Here is a 16,735-nt window from a genome sequence, read left to right on the forward strand (position 1 = left end):
ATCAATGGCCTGCGCTCTGACTACCGTCGACGTGCAGGATCTCGCCGGCGCTCACACACCTTGGTGTGTATCCAGAGGCGCCTGTTGCACGCTCAGCTTTTCCCACTCAGGCTCGTTGCTGGCGTTGGCCCCGCGATTGGCACGCAACACCAGAGCGCAGAGTGCCGGTAGATAAAGCAGCGTCAGCACCGTGCCCACCTGAATTCCACCGATCAGTACAAACGCCAGGGACGACCAGAACACCGAGAAGGTCAGTGGGATGAAGGCCAGCGCGGCGGCCAGTGCAGTGAGCAGCACCGGCCGGGCGCGGCGCACCGTGGCTTCGATGATCGCCTCGTGCAGGGGGCGGCCGTGGGCCTGCTCCTGCTCGATCTGGTCGGTGAAGATCAGGGTGTTGCGCATCAGGATGCCGCCGATGCCGATCAGCGCCAGGATGGCATTGAAACCGAAGGGCTGATCGAACAGAAGGAGCACAGGAACCGCCCCGATCAAGCCCAGCGGTGCGGTGGCGAACACCATGAACATCAGGGCGAAGGAGCGCACCTGGAACATGATCACGACCAGCGTCAGCATGATCATCACCGGGAACAGGACTGCCAGAGCCTTGTTGGCCTTGGCGCTTTCTTCCACCGGACCGCCGATAGTCACCCGATAGCCAGCCGGCAGTTGGGCGATCATCGGCTGCAGATCAGCGTACACGGCCTTTCCTACGTCCGGCGGCTGCGTGCCTTTGAGGATGTCGGCTCGTACCTCGAAGGTCAGGTCGCGGTCGCGGCGTTTAAGGATCGGTTCCTCCATCACCGGCTGGAAGCGCCCCACCTGCTCCAGCGGAATCGAAACGCCGGCGGCGTTGGTGATGGTCAGGCCCTCGATACCGCCGAGATTCTCCCGCTGGACATTCTGTGCTCGCACCATCACCGTCACGGTGCGGGTGCCTTCGCGCACTTCGGTCACTGGGTTGCCGGTGAGCAGGGCATTGAGCTGGCTCTTTACCTCATCGGGTGTGAAGCCCAGCAGACGCAGGCGATCCTGGTCCAGTACCAGGCGATAGGCGCTGACTCGCTCGCCCCAGTCGATGAAGGTATCGCGGGTCATGGGGTTGGAGGCTACCACTCGGCGTACCTCTTCGGTGATGTGCCGAAGCTGTTCCAGATTCTGGCCGGATACGCGGAATACCACTGGGAAAGGCACCGGCGGGCCGAACACCAGTTGAGTGACTCGCACCCGCGCGGAAGGAAACTCGCCAGCGGCGATGCGTGCCTGCATGCGTTCGCGCAGGGCGTCGCGGGACTTGGAGTCCGCCGTCTGCACGATGATCTTGGCGAAGGCCGGGTCCGGCAGCTCGGGATTTAAAGAAAGGAAGAAGCGCGGCGCGCCGCCGCCCACGTAAGCATCTACCAGTTTCGTCTGGGGCTCTTCCAGCAGTGCCTTTTCCACCTGGGCGACCACGCTTTCGGTAGCCACGAACGCGCTGCCTGGCGGCATGTACACCTCCACCAGCAGCTCGGAACGGTCGGAGTTGGGGAAGAACTGCTTTTTCACTGCACCCATGCCCAGGCCGCTGACGAGGAAGGCCGCTACCACCAATGCGGTAACAGTCTTGGGGTGGTTCACGCACCAGGTAATCAGGGCGCGCAGGCGCTGATAAAGAACTGTGGCGTAGATCGCGTCATGACCGCCTGCGACTGGCTGGATCTTCGGTAGCATCTTCACTCCAAGGTAGGGCGTGAAAAATACCGCCACTAGCCAGGAGGCGAGCAGAGCGAAGCCGACGATCCAGAAGATGTTGCCGGCATACTCCCCGGCTCCGGATTTGGCAAAGCCCACCGGCAGGAAGCCGATCACGGTTACCAGGGTGCCGGTAAGCATGGGGGCTGCGGTGGAGGTCCAGGCAAAGGTGGCGGCCTGGATGCGGTCGAAGCCTTCTTCTAATTTCACCACCATCATTTCGATGGCGATGATCGCGTCGTCAACCAGCAGGCCGAGGGATAGAATCAGCGCGCCAAGGGTGATGCGGTCGAACTCGCGCCCAGTCATCAGCATGATGACGAAGACGATGGCCAAGGTCAGCGGCACGGCGGCGGCCACCACCAGGCCCACGCGAAAGCCCAGAGCCAGTAGGCTGATCAGCATGACCACGCCGAGGGCAACGAAGAACTTGAGCATGAACTCGTTCACTGCGATGCGAATTTTCTCGGCCTGGTCGGAAACCTTGTCAAACATCACACCCAGCGGCAGTTCGGCATGGATGCGGTCTTCTTCGGCTTGCAGCGACTTGTCCAGCTCCAGGCCGTTGAAGTGCGGCTCCATGATCACGCCTAGCATCAGAGCGGGCTTACCCTGGTGGCGAATGCGGTAGGTCGGTGGGTCTTCGTAACCACGCTTAACCGTTGCGACGTCAGCGATGCGCAGCAATTTGCCGCCCGCATTGATCGGCACATTCTCGATCAGCTTAAGGCTGTCGAAAGCACCGTCCAGACGGATGTAGGCGCGCGGCCCGCTGGTCTCGACGAAGCCGGCTGGGGCCACACCGTTCTGCTTGCCCAGGGCTTCAAAGATCTGCTCCGGCTTAAGGCCCAGGGTGGCCAGACGCTCGTAGGAGAATTCGACGAAAATGCGTTGGGCCTGTTCGCCGAGAATGTTGACCTTCTTTACACCGGGCAGGCGCAGCATGCCTTGGCGCAGATCCTCGGCCATCTGCACCAGTTGGCGGTGCGGCATTCGCCCGGCTTCCAGGGCGTAGAGGGCGAAATAGACGTCGGAATATTCGTCATTGAAGAACGGACCGATGACGCCACGGGGCAGGCGCTTGGCCTCGTCGGAGAGCTTCTTGCGGGTCTGGTAGAACAGTGCCTGGATGTCGCCCGGGCGGGTAGAGTCCTGATACTGCAGTTTCATGGAGACGAAGCCGGGCTGGGCGATGGTTTCCACCCGATCATAGAAGTCCAGCTCCTGCAGGCGCTTTTCCAGGCGGTCGGCAACCTGCTCCTGCATTTCTCGCGCGGTGGCGCCCGGCCAGGCAGCAGTGATGGTCATGGTCTTGACCGTGAAGGATGGGTCTTCGGCGCGCCCCAGCTTGCCAAAGGCTATGGCCCCGGCAACCAGGGTGGCGAGGATCAGGAATAGGGTGACTGCCTGGTTGCGCACCGCGAAAGTGGAGAGGTTGAAGCGGCTCATTTCAGTGCTCCAGGGCCAGGGAGGGCCCTGGCAGTTCACGCACGCTGTCGCCGGGGCTGAGCAGGTTTGCACCGAGGGCGACTATGCGTTCACCCGGCTGCACTCCGCCCTGCAGTACCGCTTCTTCTTGTTCCAGTCGCACCACCTTGACGGAGCGCAGATCGATCTTGTCGTCGTTACCAATGACCCAGACGCCAGTGCCTTGGCCCCTGTCATGCAGGGCACCTAGTGGGACACGCATCAACTGCTGCTCGCTCGTGCTATCGAGGCGCAAGGTGATGGTAGATCCGATAGCCAGGGTTGTAGATTCATCCCCTAGGGTGTACCGGGCACGGAAAGTCCGCGTGATGGTATCCGCTGCGGCGGAAAGCTCTCGCAGGGAGGCAGATATGGCGACGCCGGAGGCGCCGTAGGGATAGGCCCGGGCCGGATGATCGGCTAGCGCTCGCTGGGTCTCCGGAATATCTATCACCGCCTCGCGGGCACCGTCGTGGGCCAGGCTGGCGACGATCTGGCCTTCGGCGACAACCTGACCCCGGTCCACCCGTACATCGGTGATCACCCCGTCTCCGTCGGCCTTCAGGGTGGAATAGGTTCTACGATTTTCAACCTGGGCCGCTTCCGAGGTGGCGGCGGCGTGCTCGGCTTCGGCCACCCGAAGACGAGTATGGGCCTGGTCATAGGTCTGCGCAGAGACCGCTCCGGTTCTAATCAGGCGACGGTAGCGTGCTTCATCATCATGAGCCTGGCGCAACTCGGCTGCGGTGGCGGTAACTCGGTTACGTGCTGTACGCAGGGCCAGCTCGAAGTCGGTGTTATCCAGCTCCAGTAGCACGTCACCTCGCTTGACACGAGTGCCCGGGTCCACCTTGCGGGCGATGACCTTACCACTAACCCGAAAGCCAAGGTCGCTGATCGTGCGAGCGGCCACCACACCGGTGTAGAGCGAGTCTTGCTGGGAAGCCGGTTGCACATGCGTTGCGATCACTGCCCGTGGTTGGGCGGCGAAGGCCAAGGTGTCGGCTTGGCTGTCGCAACCGTTTAAAGCCAGCCCAGATACAGAAACCAGGGCAAGTAGGGCAAGGTGTTTCATAGTGCGATCCTTGGGTGTAGGGCGGTCGTGGGGCTGAGCACCACGCGTCCAAAATATGATAGGCATAATAAAATTTCGTGTATATATTATGGTCATCATATTTTCCGACCCACCGGGTACGGTACGACCAATTGAGGTGTGCTCGATGAGTAATGAACGACAAGCGGTGCAGTGCGATGCGAAAAGCGTTTTGACGCTCGCCCTTAGCAACGACGGCAGGAATGCCATGGAATGGCAGCTGATTATCCTGGAATTGAAAGCCGCAGAAGGAACCAAGCCATGAACCCGTCCCGCCTGCTGCTTGCAATCCTGATGGTGCTGACTGCGCTGGGGGAAATCTCCACACAGTTGTTGATCCCTGCCTTGAGCAGGATTGAACAGGGCCTCGATGCGATGCCTGGAGCCAGCGTTGCGGCGTTGTCCGGTTTTGTCGCTGCATTTGGTCTGGGACAGTTGCTGCTCGGACCGCTATCCGATCGGATTGGCCGGCGACCGGTTCTGATTGGCGGCCTCACGCTCTACCTGGCCGCCACTGGTTTGATGCTTCTGGCCGATAGCATGATCGGCTTCATCGTCGGACGTGTGGCCCAAGGTCTTGGAGCCTGCGCCGCTTTGGTCCTTGCCCGAGCTATCGTCCGCGATGCTTGGAAGGCTCAGGCCGCGCCGGCCTTGGCGCTGACGGTCATTGGTATGCTCAGCGCAATTGCCCTGGCTCCGATGGTCGGTGGTCTGCTGACCCAATGGGGGGGCTGGCACGCCCCCGTTCTGGCGTCGATGACTATAGGTAGCACTGCGTTGCTTTTGGTTATAGCGTTTTACCGTGAGTCCAATCTCAGCCTTGATCCCACAGCGGGGCATCCTGCGACCTTGGCACGTGACTACTTCTCCCTGCTAAAACAGCGTTCCAGTCGTGCCCTGGCCCTGACCCTTGCGGGCACCTACGGAGCGATGTTCGCTGTGATAGCAGGGTCATCCGCGGTCTACATTCATTTGCTGGGACTGAGCTCGGCGCAGTACGGAATGGTGTTTGGGATAACCATTTCGGGCCTGATCGCCGGCGCCCTGTTCACCCAGCGCAAGATCATGCAATTGGGGCCGCAGCGCATTGTGGGGTTTGGCATCAGTCTGGTTGCTGCTGGCGCCGCACTCTCTATTCTGGTGCACTCTGTATTAGGTCTGTCGGTGCTGGGCGTCTCCCTGCCGCAGGTACTGGTGACGCTGGGAGGTGGCATGCTGATCCCTGCGTCGGTTGCTGGCGTTGTCATGCCCAATGCTCATCGTGCTGGGCTTGCGGCTGGTCTCATGGGCTTTTCTCAGATGCTCGGTGCTACCTGCAGTGGCTTACTGCTGAGCGCGCTGCAAGATGGCACTGCGTCGCCGATGTTAGGCCTGCAGGGTGCATTCGCTATAAGTGCCTTTTGCTTGTTCCATCTGATGACCCGCAAGCCGCGTAGCGCGGATTTGACATCAGCGATTTAGACCTTGTCGAAGTCGAAGGGCTACTCAGTGAATACAGTTAAAGAGCGCGAAGGCCGCTGTAGTCAGTGCGCGGGTAGAAGGTCAACTTGCCGACTGTACCCTTATGTATCTCAAGTCCTTGCGCACACTCAGGCATATAAATCTGCACCCTTTCGAAATATCGACGCTACGGCGACTGGTTAGAGTAGCGCCTCCCTATGACTGCTCTGAAAGGAGACGACCATGCGTTATCCCCATGTGCTCGCCGCCGTCGTGACGTTCACTGCATTTGCCGCGCTTGCCCAGGCCGACCAGCACCAGACCGAAAGCGCTAGGAGCGCCAACTGGAAACAAGGTATCCAGCGCACGGATCTGACTCGCGATGATCTTGGCGACTCGGTTCACGAAGTGATTCAGGCGCGGGTCGATTTCGACCCGGGAGTGGCATCGCCGAATCATTCACATCCGGGAGTGGAGGTCGCTTACGTGATCGAGGGCACCTTCGAGTATCGGCTCAAGGGGCGGGCGCCGGTGATTCTCAAGGCCGGCGAGTCCCTCTACATCCCAGCCGGCACGCCGCATATCGCCACCAATGTCGGTGGGGGCAAGGCCTCTGAGCTGGCGACTTACATCGTCAAGAAAGGCAAACCGCTGCTCGTGCTGGAGCAGTGATCCCTGCCCCGCGAAGGGCATGACATGAGACCGCCACAGGGCGACGGGATGGTATATCCCGTCGCCCGGTTTCTATTCCTCTCTCAGTGTGTGACCTGAAGCAGTTGCTGAATCTTGGTTTCGGTTTCGGCATAGGCACCTTCGCCGAAGTGCTGGTAGACGATCCGACCGCCCTGGTCGATCAGGTAGAGGGCCGGCCGGTAGCGATTGCCGAAGGCGTTCCAAGTTCTGTAGTCATTGTCCTGGGCGACCGGATAGGTGATGCCGAGTCGGCCTACCGCCTCATCGAGATTGGCCGTTACCTGTTCATGTGCATACTCGGGCGTGTGCACACCAATGACGACCAGCCCCTGATCGCGATAGCGTTCGTGCCATTGCTGCACATGGGGCAGGGCGCGCTGGCAGTTGACGCAGTCATAGGTCCAGAACTCGACGAGAACGACCTGTCCGCGCAGCTGTTCCAGGGTCAGGGGCTCGCTGTTGATCCAGTGGGTGATCCAACGTGGGACGCGCGCTGCATAATCGCGCCGTCGGATCGAAACCCCGCCAACTGGCGGGGTTTTCTCATGATGGCTCCTGAAAGCGCAGGCTAAACTGCCACCGCTTCCCGACTATATTCCCCATCGATCAGTCGCAAAAGGCCCAATGGGTTGGCATTTTGCAGCGCAGGGGGCAGGAGGTCATCGGGGTAGTTTTGGAAGCACACTGGCCGCAGGAAGCGATCGATGGCCAAGGTCCCTACAGAGGTACCGCGGGCATCAGAAGTGGCGGGGTAGGGGCCGCCGTGTACCATGGCGTCGCAGACTTCCACACCGGTTGGATAGCCATTGAGCAGCAGTCGGCCGACTTTTTCCTGCAACAGATCGCTCAACCAGCCATAGGCCAGCAGCTCGGACGGTTCGCCGAGGAGGGTCGCGGTCAGTTGGCCACGCAGGGCCTTGATAGCATCGGCCAGCTGAGCCTGGTCTTCGATTTCGATCAGCAAGGTCGCGGGGCCGAAAACCTCCTCCTGCAACAGCTCATCACCTTCAAGCAGCAGGCTGACGTCAGCTGTGAACAGCTGTGGCGAGGCTTGTTGCATCCCTTGCGACGCGCCGGCCAAGTGCTGGATGCCTGGGTGGGCGTGTAGGTGCTCCAAGCCTTGACGGTAGCTGGCCAGGGTACCGACATTGAGCATGGTCTGCGCTGGTTGGTCGGCCATCTGGGCTTTGAGCTGCTCGACGAAAGCGCTGAATGCAGGGGAGCGCAGGCCGAGGATCAGGCCTGGATTGGTGCAAAACTGCCCACATCCCAGAGTGACCGAGGCGCTCAGCTCGCGTGCGATCGCCTCGCCGCGTACGCGCAACGCCTCGGGCAGAACGATCACCGGGTTGATGCTGGACATTTCGGCGAAAACCGGGATTGGCTGCGGCCGCTCGGCGGCCATCCGGCACAAGGCGTTGCCGCCCTTGAGCGAGCCAGTGAAGCCGACCGCCTGAATCGCCGGATGTTTCACCAGCCATTCACCGACGCCGCCTCCATAGACCATATTGAACACGCCCGCTGGCATCGAGGTGCGCTCAGCAGCACGCAGAATGGCATCGGCCACCCACTCGGCGGTGGCCATGTGGCCGCTGTGGGCCTTGAACACCACCGGACAACCAGCGGCCAGCGCCGAGGCAGTGTCGCCGCCGGCGGTGGAGAACGCCAATGGGAAGTTGCTGGCGCCGAACACCGCGACCGGGCCAATGCCGATGCGGTATTGGCGCAGGTCCGGGCGAGCTGCAGGCTGGCGTTGGGGTAGCGCACGGTCGATGCGGGCGCCATAAAAGTCGCCACGGCGCAAGACCTTGGCGAACAGGCGCATTTGAATGCTGGTACGACCACGCTCACCCAAGATGCGACCGTTGGGCAGCGCTGTTTCGCGGCACACCGTGGCGATGAAGTCTTCCCCCAGGGCGTCGAGTTCATCGGCAATGGTCTCCAGGAAGTCCGCACGTTTCCAAGCGGGCAGGCTGCGATAGGCCGGGAAGGCGGCCGCAGCGGCCTTGGCAGCGGCGTCCACCTCCATTTCGGTGGCCTGGCTGAACAGGCCTGGCAAGGGTTCGCCAGTAGTGGCGTCCAGGCTCTCGAGCTGGATGTTGCCTTGGGCCGAGCGTTGGCCGCCGATGTAGTTGTGACCGAGGATCCGGGTCATGAAAGGCTCCTGTAAGCGTAAACAAGGAAATCAGGTGATAGCGCCGATCTGCCACGGCACGAACTCGTTCTGGCCATAGCCGTGCTGCTCGCTTTTGCTGCGCTCGCCTGAGGCAATGCGCAGCATCAGTCGATAGATGTGTTCGCCACGCTCCTCGATGGTCATGCTGCCGTCAGCGATGCCGCCGCAGTTCACATCCATGTCTTCTTCCTGGGTTTCCCACAGACGCGTGTTGGTGGCCAACTTGATCGAGGGGGAGGGCGCGCAGCCGTAGGCCGAGCCGCGCCCGGTGGTGAAGGCGATCAGGTTGGCACCACCTGCGACCTGGCCGGTGGCGGAGATCGGGTCGTAGCCGGGGGTGTCCATGAACACCAGGCCATGGGCGCGTACCGGCTCGGCATATTCATAGACATCCACCAGGTCACTGGAACCGGCCTTGGCCACAGCACCGAGGGACTTTTCCAAGATGGTGGTCAGGCCGCCGGCCTTGTTGCCGGCCGAAGGGTTGTTGTTCAACTCGGCGCCCATGCGCTGGCAATAGGCTTCCCACCACCGGATGCGGGCGATCAGTTTTTCGCCGACCTGCTGGCTCACCGCGCGGCGCGTTAGCAAATGCTCGGCGCCATAGATTTCCGGAGTTTCCGAGAGGATCGCAGTGCCGCCAGCGGCCACCAGGCGATCCACGGCATTGCCCAGTGCCGGGTTGGCGGTGATGCCCGAATAGCCATCCGAGCCACCGCATTGCAGCCCTACAGTGAGATGGCGAACGCTGACAGGTTGACGCTCGACGCGGTTGGCTTCCTCGAGCAGCGACTTCACCTGGGCGATACCGCTGGCGATGGTCTTGGATGTGCCTCCGGTACCCTGGATGGTGAAGGTGCGCAGCGCATTGCAACTCTTGAGGCCTTGGGCAGCGAGCAAGTCAGGAATCTGGTTGGTCTCGCAGCCAAGACCGATCAGCAGCACTGCAGAGAAGTTGGCATGTACGGCGTATCCGCCCAGGGTCCGACGCAGCATCGCCAACGCTTCACCACCGGGGTCGACGGCACAGCCGACACCATGGGTCAGGGCGACCACGCCATCGACATTGGGGTAGGGCGCCAGAGCTTCGGGATGGATGTCACGGCGGAAATGATCAGCGATCGCTCGGGCTACCGTGGCCGAGCAGTTAACCGAGGTCAGGATGCCGATGTAATTGCGCGTAGCAACCCGGCCATCCGGGCGCACGATTCCCATGAAAGTGTCTTCTACGGGGGCTTGCACGCCCCGAGCATCGATACCGAAGGCATAGTCACGGGCGAAGTCGCCCATCGCCAGGTTGTGCACATGCACATGTTCTCCAGCTTCGATGGCCTGGCTGGCGAAGCCGATGATCTGCCCGTAACGGCGCAGGGGCTGGCCGGCTTCGAGATCGCGAGCGGCCACCTTGTGGCCGGCGGGGATCGGTTCGCGCACCCGCACGCCTTCTTCCAGTTGCAAGTCTTTGGGCAGCGCCTGGCGGGCGATCAGCACGTCGTCCAGCGGGTTGAGTCGAATCACGGCATTGGCAGCACTTTCACTGCCCGTCTTTGTAATCAATTGCATGACATTTACCTCAAGGGGACGCGGCACTCAGGCCAGGCCGCGTTCGCGATAGTCGATCAGCCCCGAGAACAGCATCAGGCCGAACGCCATGACCACGAAGAAGATCAGGGCCAGGAAGTAAGAACCGGTGAACTGCACGATCAAGCCGATCAGGATCGGCACCAGAACACCCACCATGTTGCCGCAGAAGTTCATGCTGCCGCCCAGCACGCCCGCCTTGGACTTGCCGCCAAGGATCGCCGGCAGGCACCAGTACATGCCGCACCAGCGAATGAAGAACAGCGCGACGCAGAGCAGGGCGATGACCTTCACGGCATCCGGGGTATAGGCGACCAGCAGGATGCACAAGGCAGCCACGGCAGCAGAACCTGCGAACATGCTGCGCATCACGGTGTTCGGCTGGCCACCGTTGGTTTTCCATTTGTCGGCGATCCAGCCGCCGACCAACTCGCCGACGAAGCCGCACATGAAAATCAGGAAAGTCGCGCCGCCCATGGCCTTGATGTCGAGGTTGTGAGCCTTGTGCAGGTAGCTCGGCATCCAGGTCAGCAAACCGTAGAACACGCTGTTGTAGCAGGCATAGCCGGCAAACATGCACAGCACCGACCGGCTCTTGAGCAGTTCCTTGAGCACGGCCTTGCGGTTGCCGTTGTGCTTGCTTGCAGCTTCATTGGCCTGGGTGATGTAAGACAACTCGGCGGTGTTGACCTGCGGGTGTTCGCTTGGATGGTTGCGGATGTACCACCAGGCCCAGACACCCACGACGATGGTGCCGACACCCGCGATGATGAATGCGATGCGCCACGAGTCGAACCAGGTGATCAGGCCTGCGATGATGATCGCCCCCAGCGCGGTGCCCAACGGTGCGCCGCCATCAACCAAGGTCGCACCACGGCCGCGTTCGTTCGGGGTCAACCAAGCACCATTGAGCTTGGCGCCTGCCGGCATGATCGGCGACTCGGCAACGCCCAGGCCGACACGGGTGATCAGCAGGGTGATCCAGTGGTGGGCAAAGCCGCCTAGCGCCTGGAAGGCCCCCCAGCCGACCGTGGCCACGCCGATGATGTTGCGCACCTGGAAGCGGTCCAGCAGCATGCCGCTGGGAATCTGCATCAGAGCGTAGGACCAGAAGAAAGCGCTGAGTATCAGGCCCTCCAGCGCCGGGGTAAGTTCGAATTCGGCCGAAATCAACGGCAACGCTACCGACAGCGAGGCGCGGTCGATGTAGTTGATGGCAGCGAGCAACAGGAGAATCAGGAAGATCCGCCAGCGTACGTTGGTCGGGCGGGCAGTGTCGGCACTCGCCAGGGACGACGAGGGTGACGCCGTGTAAGGGCTATTCTTCATGCTCATCTCTCTCTTATGGTTCTTATGAAATGCCGGCGCAGCTAAGCGCCGCTGAATCAGAGCGCCGTCACCTGTCCAGGTGCGAAGGTCGCTGGCGACAGGGCAATGCCGTTGCGCAGCGGGGCACCGAATTCCGGCAGGCTGATTTCGAATACGTCACCGACAGCTGTCCTGACGTGGTCGGCGAACGACAAGGTCGCGGTGCCGAAGAAGTGAATGTGCACATCGCCAGGGCGCAGGAACTGCGCATACTTGAAGTGGTGGTACTCCAGGTTTTCCAGGGAGTGACACATGTTGTCCTCGCCACTGAGGAACGCCTTTTCCCAGATCACGCTGTTGCCCCGAAGGATTCGGCTGACACCATCCAAGTGGCGCGGCAACTCGCCTATCCGCAGTTCCGGGCCGAACGAGCAGTTGCGCAGTTTGGAGTGAGCCAGGTACAGGTAGTTGCGCCGCTCCATCACATGATCGGAAAACTCGTTGCCGATGGCGAAGCCCAGTCGATAGGGGCGGCCATCGTCGCCGATGATATAAAGCCCGGCGAGCTCCGGCTCCTCACCTGCATCCTCGGCAAAGGCCGGGCTCTGGAACGCTTGGCCTGGACGGACCACTATCGAACCGTCGCCCTTGTAAAACCATTCCGGCTGCACGCCAGCAGTCCCAGGGGTAGGGCGCCCCCCTTCGATGCCCCACTGGAAAATGCGCGCCGTGTCGGTCAGAGCAGCGGCATCGTCGATTTTCTGCTGATGCATCTTGTCACGCGTCGAGGCGCTGCCCAGGTGGGTCAGGCCTGTTCCGCTGACCAGGCAATGGGCGGGATCTTCGTGGTCCAGCGGTGGCAGTACGCGACACTCCGCCAGCATCTGGGCGTAGCACTCATCGCTGTGCTCAAGGCCTCGCGCAATAACTTCGTCGCCCAGGCTGCGCCGGTTGCGGATGGCCGCCAGGGCCAGTTCGCGCATGTGTGTGGTATTGCGTACGACCTGAATTACGTCGCCTTCGACCACCCCGACACGGCGCTGGGCATGGCCAGTTTCAAATTGGATCAGACGCATGCTGACTCCTGTTGTTCTTGTGGGATCAATTGCTGGCCACTTTATTTCTCCCGGTTGATGCTGCCTAATGAGAGCTGCTGACACCGCGATAACTTTTAGTGATCCCCTATGCTCCCATCTTTGACTTCCATGGCTTCGCGACTGCGCCTTCGTCAGTTGCGCCTCCTGATCAGCCTCGATGAACTTGGCTCGATCCACAAAGCAGCCGAGGCAATGTCCATAACCCAGCCTGGGGCCACCAAGGCCCTGAACGAGATCGAGTCGACCTTGGGTGCAGTGCTGTTCGAGCGGACCAACAAAGGGTTGGAGGCCAATGACTTGGGTCGTTGCGTGGTGCGCTACGCACGTTTGATCAACACAGATCTCGCCCACCTGCGCGAAGAGATGTTGGGGATCCTCCAGGGGCACGGGGGGCGTCTCTCGGTGGGTACTATCATGGGGGCGGTGCCGATGATGGTGGAGGGTTTAGCGCGCTTGCGCGAGGCCCAGCCGGATCTGTCGGTCACGGTGGTAGAGGACACCAGCGACCGCTTGCTCAGCTTGCTCGATCAGGGACGACTGGACGTGGTGATCTGTCGAACCAGCGTCAGCCATCGACCGGCAGCTTACGAAAGCCGGGTCAAGCACCAGGAACAACTCGTGTTGGTGGCCAACCCGGCACACCCCTTGGCTGGCAGCCAGTCCCTGAACTTGTCCCAGCTGACTGACTCGCGCTGGGTGGTGTTTCCGGTGAACATGCCCCTGCGCCTTACGCTCGAGCGTGAGTTTCGTGAGGCCGGGTTGAGCTTTCCGCAGTATCCCATCGAAACCTCATCGACCTTCACCACATTGTCAATGCTGCAGCAGGATGCCGGACTGCTCGCCGTCATGCCGTGGGATGTGGCGAAAGTGGCCGTGGAGCATGGCATGTTGGTACGGCTGCCATTGCAACTGATGTCGCGAAGTGAACCTTACGAAGTAGTCACACGACGCGACGTGGAACTGAGCAGTCCTACCCAAGTGCTCATAGATATCTTGATGGACTGAGCTTCTTTGCTTACACGCTGCCACACGCAACTTAAAAAAGAATCAGGGTAGGGCAGAAAGAGTAAATACCAGCAGCCCGCAAAAGCTTGCATGGCCGGTGGAGTCTCAATCTGCCGAAGATTAGAAAACGCAGGCATATATGGCTATCGCAAAATTCACGATTGCCTGAGAGCTGGGATGAATTGGAGGCAGCATCCATCTGGAATAAATACAATTTAACATAATACACATTATGCGCACCTTCGTATGAAGCTACCGGGGCCGTGAGTGGGCAGATTTGAAGCCAGGCCCCTGGCCTAAATCACTGCGCTGCAGATCGAGCTTGGACCTCAGCGATGTAACCCAGCACGAACAGATCCTGCGAGCCTCGCTCCTTGTAGTAGCCAACCACGTTGGCCAACGTCCACCGCAGCAACCTCATCAGCACTGGATCGGAAAATTTCCAGCTGGCCGACTCATACTGATATCGGCTGTTGGTGAACACATCGCGATACCGCTCGAATGAATGTTCCTGGCTGTTAAGGGCCAGGCTCTCGCGAATCGCCGCAGGCATCGCGTGAAACAGCGTCAGCAGATCGTGAGCATCACGCTTTTGTTTGGATGGAATCTTGCCGATTGACTGCAAGTGCTGGTGAGCCGTTTTGAGAGCTTCGACGTCGAGCTTGTAGGTTTCGCCAGGCGTACCTTGGTGCTGATCTGACAAGAAAATTAAGCTTTTCAGCAGGATTTCCATACCGATCGCTGCATTGACCATGGCGACATGTGGGAGGTTTTGGGCGTGTAGAAGCTCAGCGGCCTTGAGGTAGTTATGGGCGCTTTCAAGCATCCAGCCTGGAAAATGAGTCATTGAGTGGTGATCCTCGATGGTCGATGACGCCGAAGGTAGCTCACCAGGTGAACTACCCCTAGCTCATTCTTGAACGCTAGCGTGCAGATTTGAGCGTTAGCGATCACCGATGAGCTACCCCTAGCTCACCAGATGAGCTACCCTGCCCTAATAATATAACCTCAAGGAATAACTCCACTAAATATTCATTTTGTTGAGTTATATAAATCACCCATCATACTTTGCACTACCGCCACCGCAAAACCGGCCATCCCGTCGCGTCAGCGTGCGCTCGCAGCACTGGATCCGGATTGACGGTATGCGGTTTGGCGACCAGCGAAAGCAACGGCAGGTCATTGCGAGAATCGGAATAAAAATAAGCCCCTTCTAGCCCTTCGCCATGCTCCTGCAGCCAGCTGTGCAGCCGCGCCACTTTGCCTTCTCGATAGGTCAAGATCCCGCAGGTATTGCCGGTATAACTGCCCTGCTGCTGTTCAAGATCAATCGCCAGGACTTCTTCGACCCCCAATTGCTTGGCAATACGACTCACCAAGAAGTGTGCCGATGCTGAAATGATCAACACCCGGTCACCCTCCTCTCGATGTCTCGCCAGGCACGCCATGGCGTCGTCGTGGATACGCGGGGTGATGATGTCCTCCACGAAGGGGTCCACCGCTTCGGCCACCTCTTCTATCGTTCGGCCGACCAGCGGGGACAGGCTGAACGTCATATACGCTTCCATCGCCAACTTGCCCTGCGCATAGAGCACCATGAGTTCGCGATCGCGTTCGATGAAGCTGGGCCCTTCAACCCAGCCGAGCGCTGCCATATGGCTGCTCCACAAACTGGCGCAGTCGCCATTGATAAGGGTGTCGTCCAGGTCAAAAAGTGCGAGGGCCATTGGCCACCTCCAAGATACAGGTTCGTGGTGCGAAGGCTCTTCCAGCCTTCGCCCGGTGAAATGTCAGCGGCATCAGCGAGACGCGACGGTGGCAGGCGCTGCCAGGGGTTGGGCGTCGGCCGCCTGGTTTGCCGGGCGACTGTTCCAGAACGGGACCAGCAGCAAGCTTGCAAGCAGCGCCGCGCCCGTGAAGACGAAGAACACGGTAATGGTGTCGAAATAGCCAGGCAGCAGCCCGCCAAGGATGGCGCCAACCGAGCCACACCCGTTGACGAAGCCTGTGGCGGTACCCGCGGACTCGCTAGTGCCAAAATCGATGGCTGCGGCGCCGCTGATCATCGAGTCAGGGCCGTACAGGGTCACACCCATCATGAACAGCAAGCCAACGACCAGATAGATGTTGCCGCTTTGCATCGTCGGCACGAACAGTATTAGCCACAAGGTCAGCGCCATCAGGCTGAGGACGCAAGCCGGCATGCGCCGAGCGCCGAACAACTTGTCAGAGACGATGCCGATCAGGATTGGCCCGACCAACCCGGCGACTTCGAATGCGGACGGTACGATGGCCGAAGCCACTTTGCCGATGCTTGGCATGCGCTCGTAGACGATCACCGGCCCCCACATCAGGATTGCATAACGAGCAGGCTTGAGCAGGAAGTACGCCATCCCCAGTACCAGGACCGTACGATTGGCGAGCACTTTGCGCAGCGCAGTCCAGTAGTTCTCCCGGGGGACGTCGTCTCGACCGGTCGGCTGGACCTGCGCCTCGACCGCAGGCAACCCCACATCCTGCGGGCGATTGCGCTGCAGCAGGAAGAACAGCACGGCAACAACGATAACGACACCGGCCGAAGATACGAACGCCATGCGCCAGTCATGGGAGATCTGATAGGCCCACCACCCGGCGAACGGCGTGGCGACCAGGCCGCCAAAGGCATAACAGGTGCTCCAGTAGCCCAGCACACGTCCTCGCTCGCGTGTGGCGAAGAAGCTGCCGATGTTCTTGCACAATCCTGACCAGCCGGTGGATTGCGCCAGCCCCTGGATCACCATGCAGCTGGCGAAGATCGGCAACGTCGCGAAGGTACCCATGGCCAGCGCGGCCAGGGCCGACACCACGAGCCCGCCGAGCACGACGACGCGGGTACCGTAACGGTCGGCGAACACACCCCATGCGAACTGGCCGACGGCGTAGGCAGCCAGGTACAGCGCGTCGAGGTTGGCCATAGCCGCTTTGTCGAGCGTGAAAGTGGGGTCTTCGGCGATGCCCAGTTTGGCAACTGAAAATGCCTTGCGGGTGAAATAGAACGCGGCATAGGCGAGCCACGTGATGATGAATATCTGGACGCGCCAGCGTTGAAGGGATTTCCAGTAATAGCGGGCGTTCTCAGGACTTTTGTACATGTTGTTGTCCTCTGGT

General features: G+C 60.5%; 14 protein-coding genes. 4 read left to right on the forward strand and 10 right to left on the reverse strand.

Going from position 1 to position 16,735, the window contains the following annotated elements; genetic code table 11:
* Nucleotides 1-51: 51 nt before the first annotated feature.
* Entirely contained in the window at nucleotides 52-3,177 is a 3,126-nt protein-coding gene (locus BLS27_RS02255) for an efflux RND transporter permease subunit (RefSeq protein WP_090342836.1), read from the reverse strand.
* 1 nt (nucleotide 3,178) lies between these two features.
* Complete coding sequence (locus tag BLS27_RS02260; protein ID WP_090342838.1) at nucleotides 3,179-4,270, reverse strand: efflux RND transporter periplasmic adaptor subunit; 1,092 nt, start codon at nucleotides 4,268-4,270, stop codon at nucleotides 3,179-3,181.
* A 145-nt stretch (nucleotides 4,271-4,415) separates the two neighbouring features.
* Here BLS27_RS02260 and BLS27_RS23765 point away from each other — a divergent pair, with 145 nt between their 5' ends.
* From BLS27_RS23765 to BLS27_RS02270, 3 genes are all read left to right on the forward strand, one after another.
* Nucleotides 4,416-4,553: a hypothetical protein gene (locus BLS27_RS23765; RefSeq protein ID WP_167358057.1), complete on the forward strand. Its 138-nt coding sequence runs from the start codon at nucleotides 4,416-4,418 to the stop codon at nucleotides 4,551-4,553.
* Nucleotides 4,550-5,749, forward strand: a complete 1,200-nt coding sequence (locus BLS27_RS02265) for an MFS transporter (RefSeq protein WP_090342840.1) — start codon at nucleotides 4,550-4,552, stop codon at nucleotides 5,747-5,749. The genes BLS27_RS23765 and BLS27_RS02265 overlap by 4 nt, the downstream gene beginning before the upstream one ends.
* A 222-nt stretch (nucleotides 5,750-5,971) precedes the next feature.
* Nucleotides 5,972-6,400 carry a cupin domain-containing protein gene (locus tag BLS27_RS02270; protein WP_090342842.1) on the forward strand — a complete coding sequence of 143 codons (429 nt, stop codon included), beginning with the start codon at nucleotides 5,972-5,974 and terminating at the stop codon, nucleotides 6,398-6,400.
* Between the two features lie 83 nt (nucleotides 6,401-6,483).
* Here BLS27_RS02270 and BLS27_RS02275 read toward each other — a convergent pair whose 3' ends face one another.
* The 5 genes from BLS27_RS02275 to araD1 are packed head-to-tail and all read right to left on the reverse strand — an operon-like array spanning nucleotide 6,484 to nucleotide 12,562.
* Nucleotides 6,484-6,936 carry a redoxin domain-containing protein gene (locus tag BLS27_RS02275; protein ID WP_414628452.1) on the reverse strand — a complete coding sequence of 151 codons (453 nt, stop codon included), beginning with the start codon at nucleotides 6,934-6,936 and terminating at the stop codon, nucleotides 6,484-6,486.
* A 53-nt stretch (nucleotides 6,937-6,989) separates the two neighbouring features.
* Nucleotides 6,990-8,576: an aldehyde dehydrogenase (NADP(+)) gene (locus BLS27_RS02285; RefSeq protein WP_090342850.1), complete on the reverse strand. Its 1,587-nt coding sequence runs from the start codon at nucleotides 8,574-8,576 to the stop codon at nucleotides 6,990-6,992.
* A 30-nt stretch (nucleotides 8,577-8,606) separates the two neighbouring features.
* Entirely contained in the window at nucleotides 8,607-10,160 is a 1,554-nt protein-coding gene (locus BLS27_RS02290; protein ID WP_090342853.1) for a UxaA family hydrolase, read from the reverse strand.
* Between the two features lie 27 nt (nucleotides 10,161-10,187).
* Nucleotides 10,188-11,507: an MFS transporter gene (locus tag BLS27_RS02295; protein WP_182819059.1), complete on the reverse strand. Its 1,320-nt coding sequence runs from the start codon at nucleotides 11,505-11,507 to the stop codon at nucleotides 10,188-10,190.
* Nucleotides 11,508-11,563: 56 nt separating this feature from the next.
* A complete protein-coding gene (araD1, locus tag BLS27_RS02300; protein WP_090342859.1) occupies nucleotides 11,564-12,562 on the reverse strand; it encodes an AraD1 family protein in 999 nt (332 codons plus the stop codon).
* A gap of 108 nt (nucleotides 12,563-12,670) precedes the next feature.
* On the opposite strand from araD1, the gene BLS27_RS02305 reads away from it, so the two are divergent.
* Nucleotides 12,671-13,588 carry a LysR family transcriptional regulator gene (locus BLS27_RS02305; protein ID WP_090342862.1) on the forward strand — a complete coding sequence of 306 codons (918 nt, stop codon included), beginning with the start codon at nucleotides 12,671-12,673 and terminating at the stop codon, nucleotides 13,586-13,588.
* Between the two features lie 301 nt (nucleotides 13,589-13,889).
* Here BLS27_RS02305 and BLS27_RS02310 read toward each other — a convergent pair whose 3' ends face one another.
* The 3 genes from BLS27_RS02310 to BLS27_RS02320 form a co-directional block, all read right to left on the reverse strand.
* A complete protein-coding gene (locus tag BLS27_RS02310) occupies nucleotides 13,890-14,435 on the reverse strand; it encodes a hypothetical protein (RefSeq protein ID WP_090342865.1) in 546 nt (181 codons plus the stop codon).
* A 226-nt stretch (nucleotides 14,436-14,661) separates the two neighbouring features.
* Nucleotides 14,662-15,315: an HAD family hydrolase gene (locus BLS27_RS02315; protein WP_090342867.1), complete on the reverse strand. Its 654-nt coding sequence runs from the start codon at nucleotides 15,313-15,315 to the stop codon at nucleotides 14,662-14,664.
* A 72-nt stretch (nucleotides 15,316-15,387) separates the two neighbouring features.
* Nucleotides 15,388-16,719 carry an MFS transporter gene (locus tag BLS27_RS02320; protein ID WP_043210531.1) on the reverse strand — a complete coding sequence of 444 codons (1,332 nt, stop codon included), beginning with the start codon at nucleotides 16,717-16,719 and terminating at the stop codon, nucleotides 15,388-15,390.
* Between the last annotated feature and the right edge of the window lie 16 nt (nucleotides 16,720-16,735).

Origin of the sequence: Pseudomonas guariconensis (assembly GCF_900102675.1) — a bacterium.
GTDB classification, from domain to species: Bacteria; Pseudomonadota; Gammaproteobacteria; order Pseudomonadales; family Pseudomonadaceae; genus Aquipseudomonas; species Aquipseudomonas guariconensis.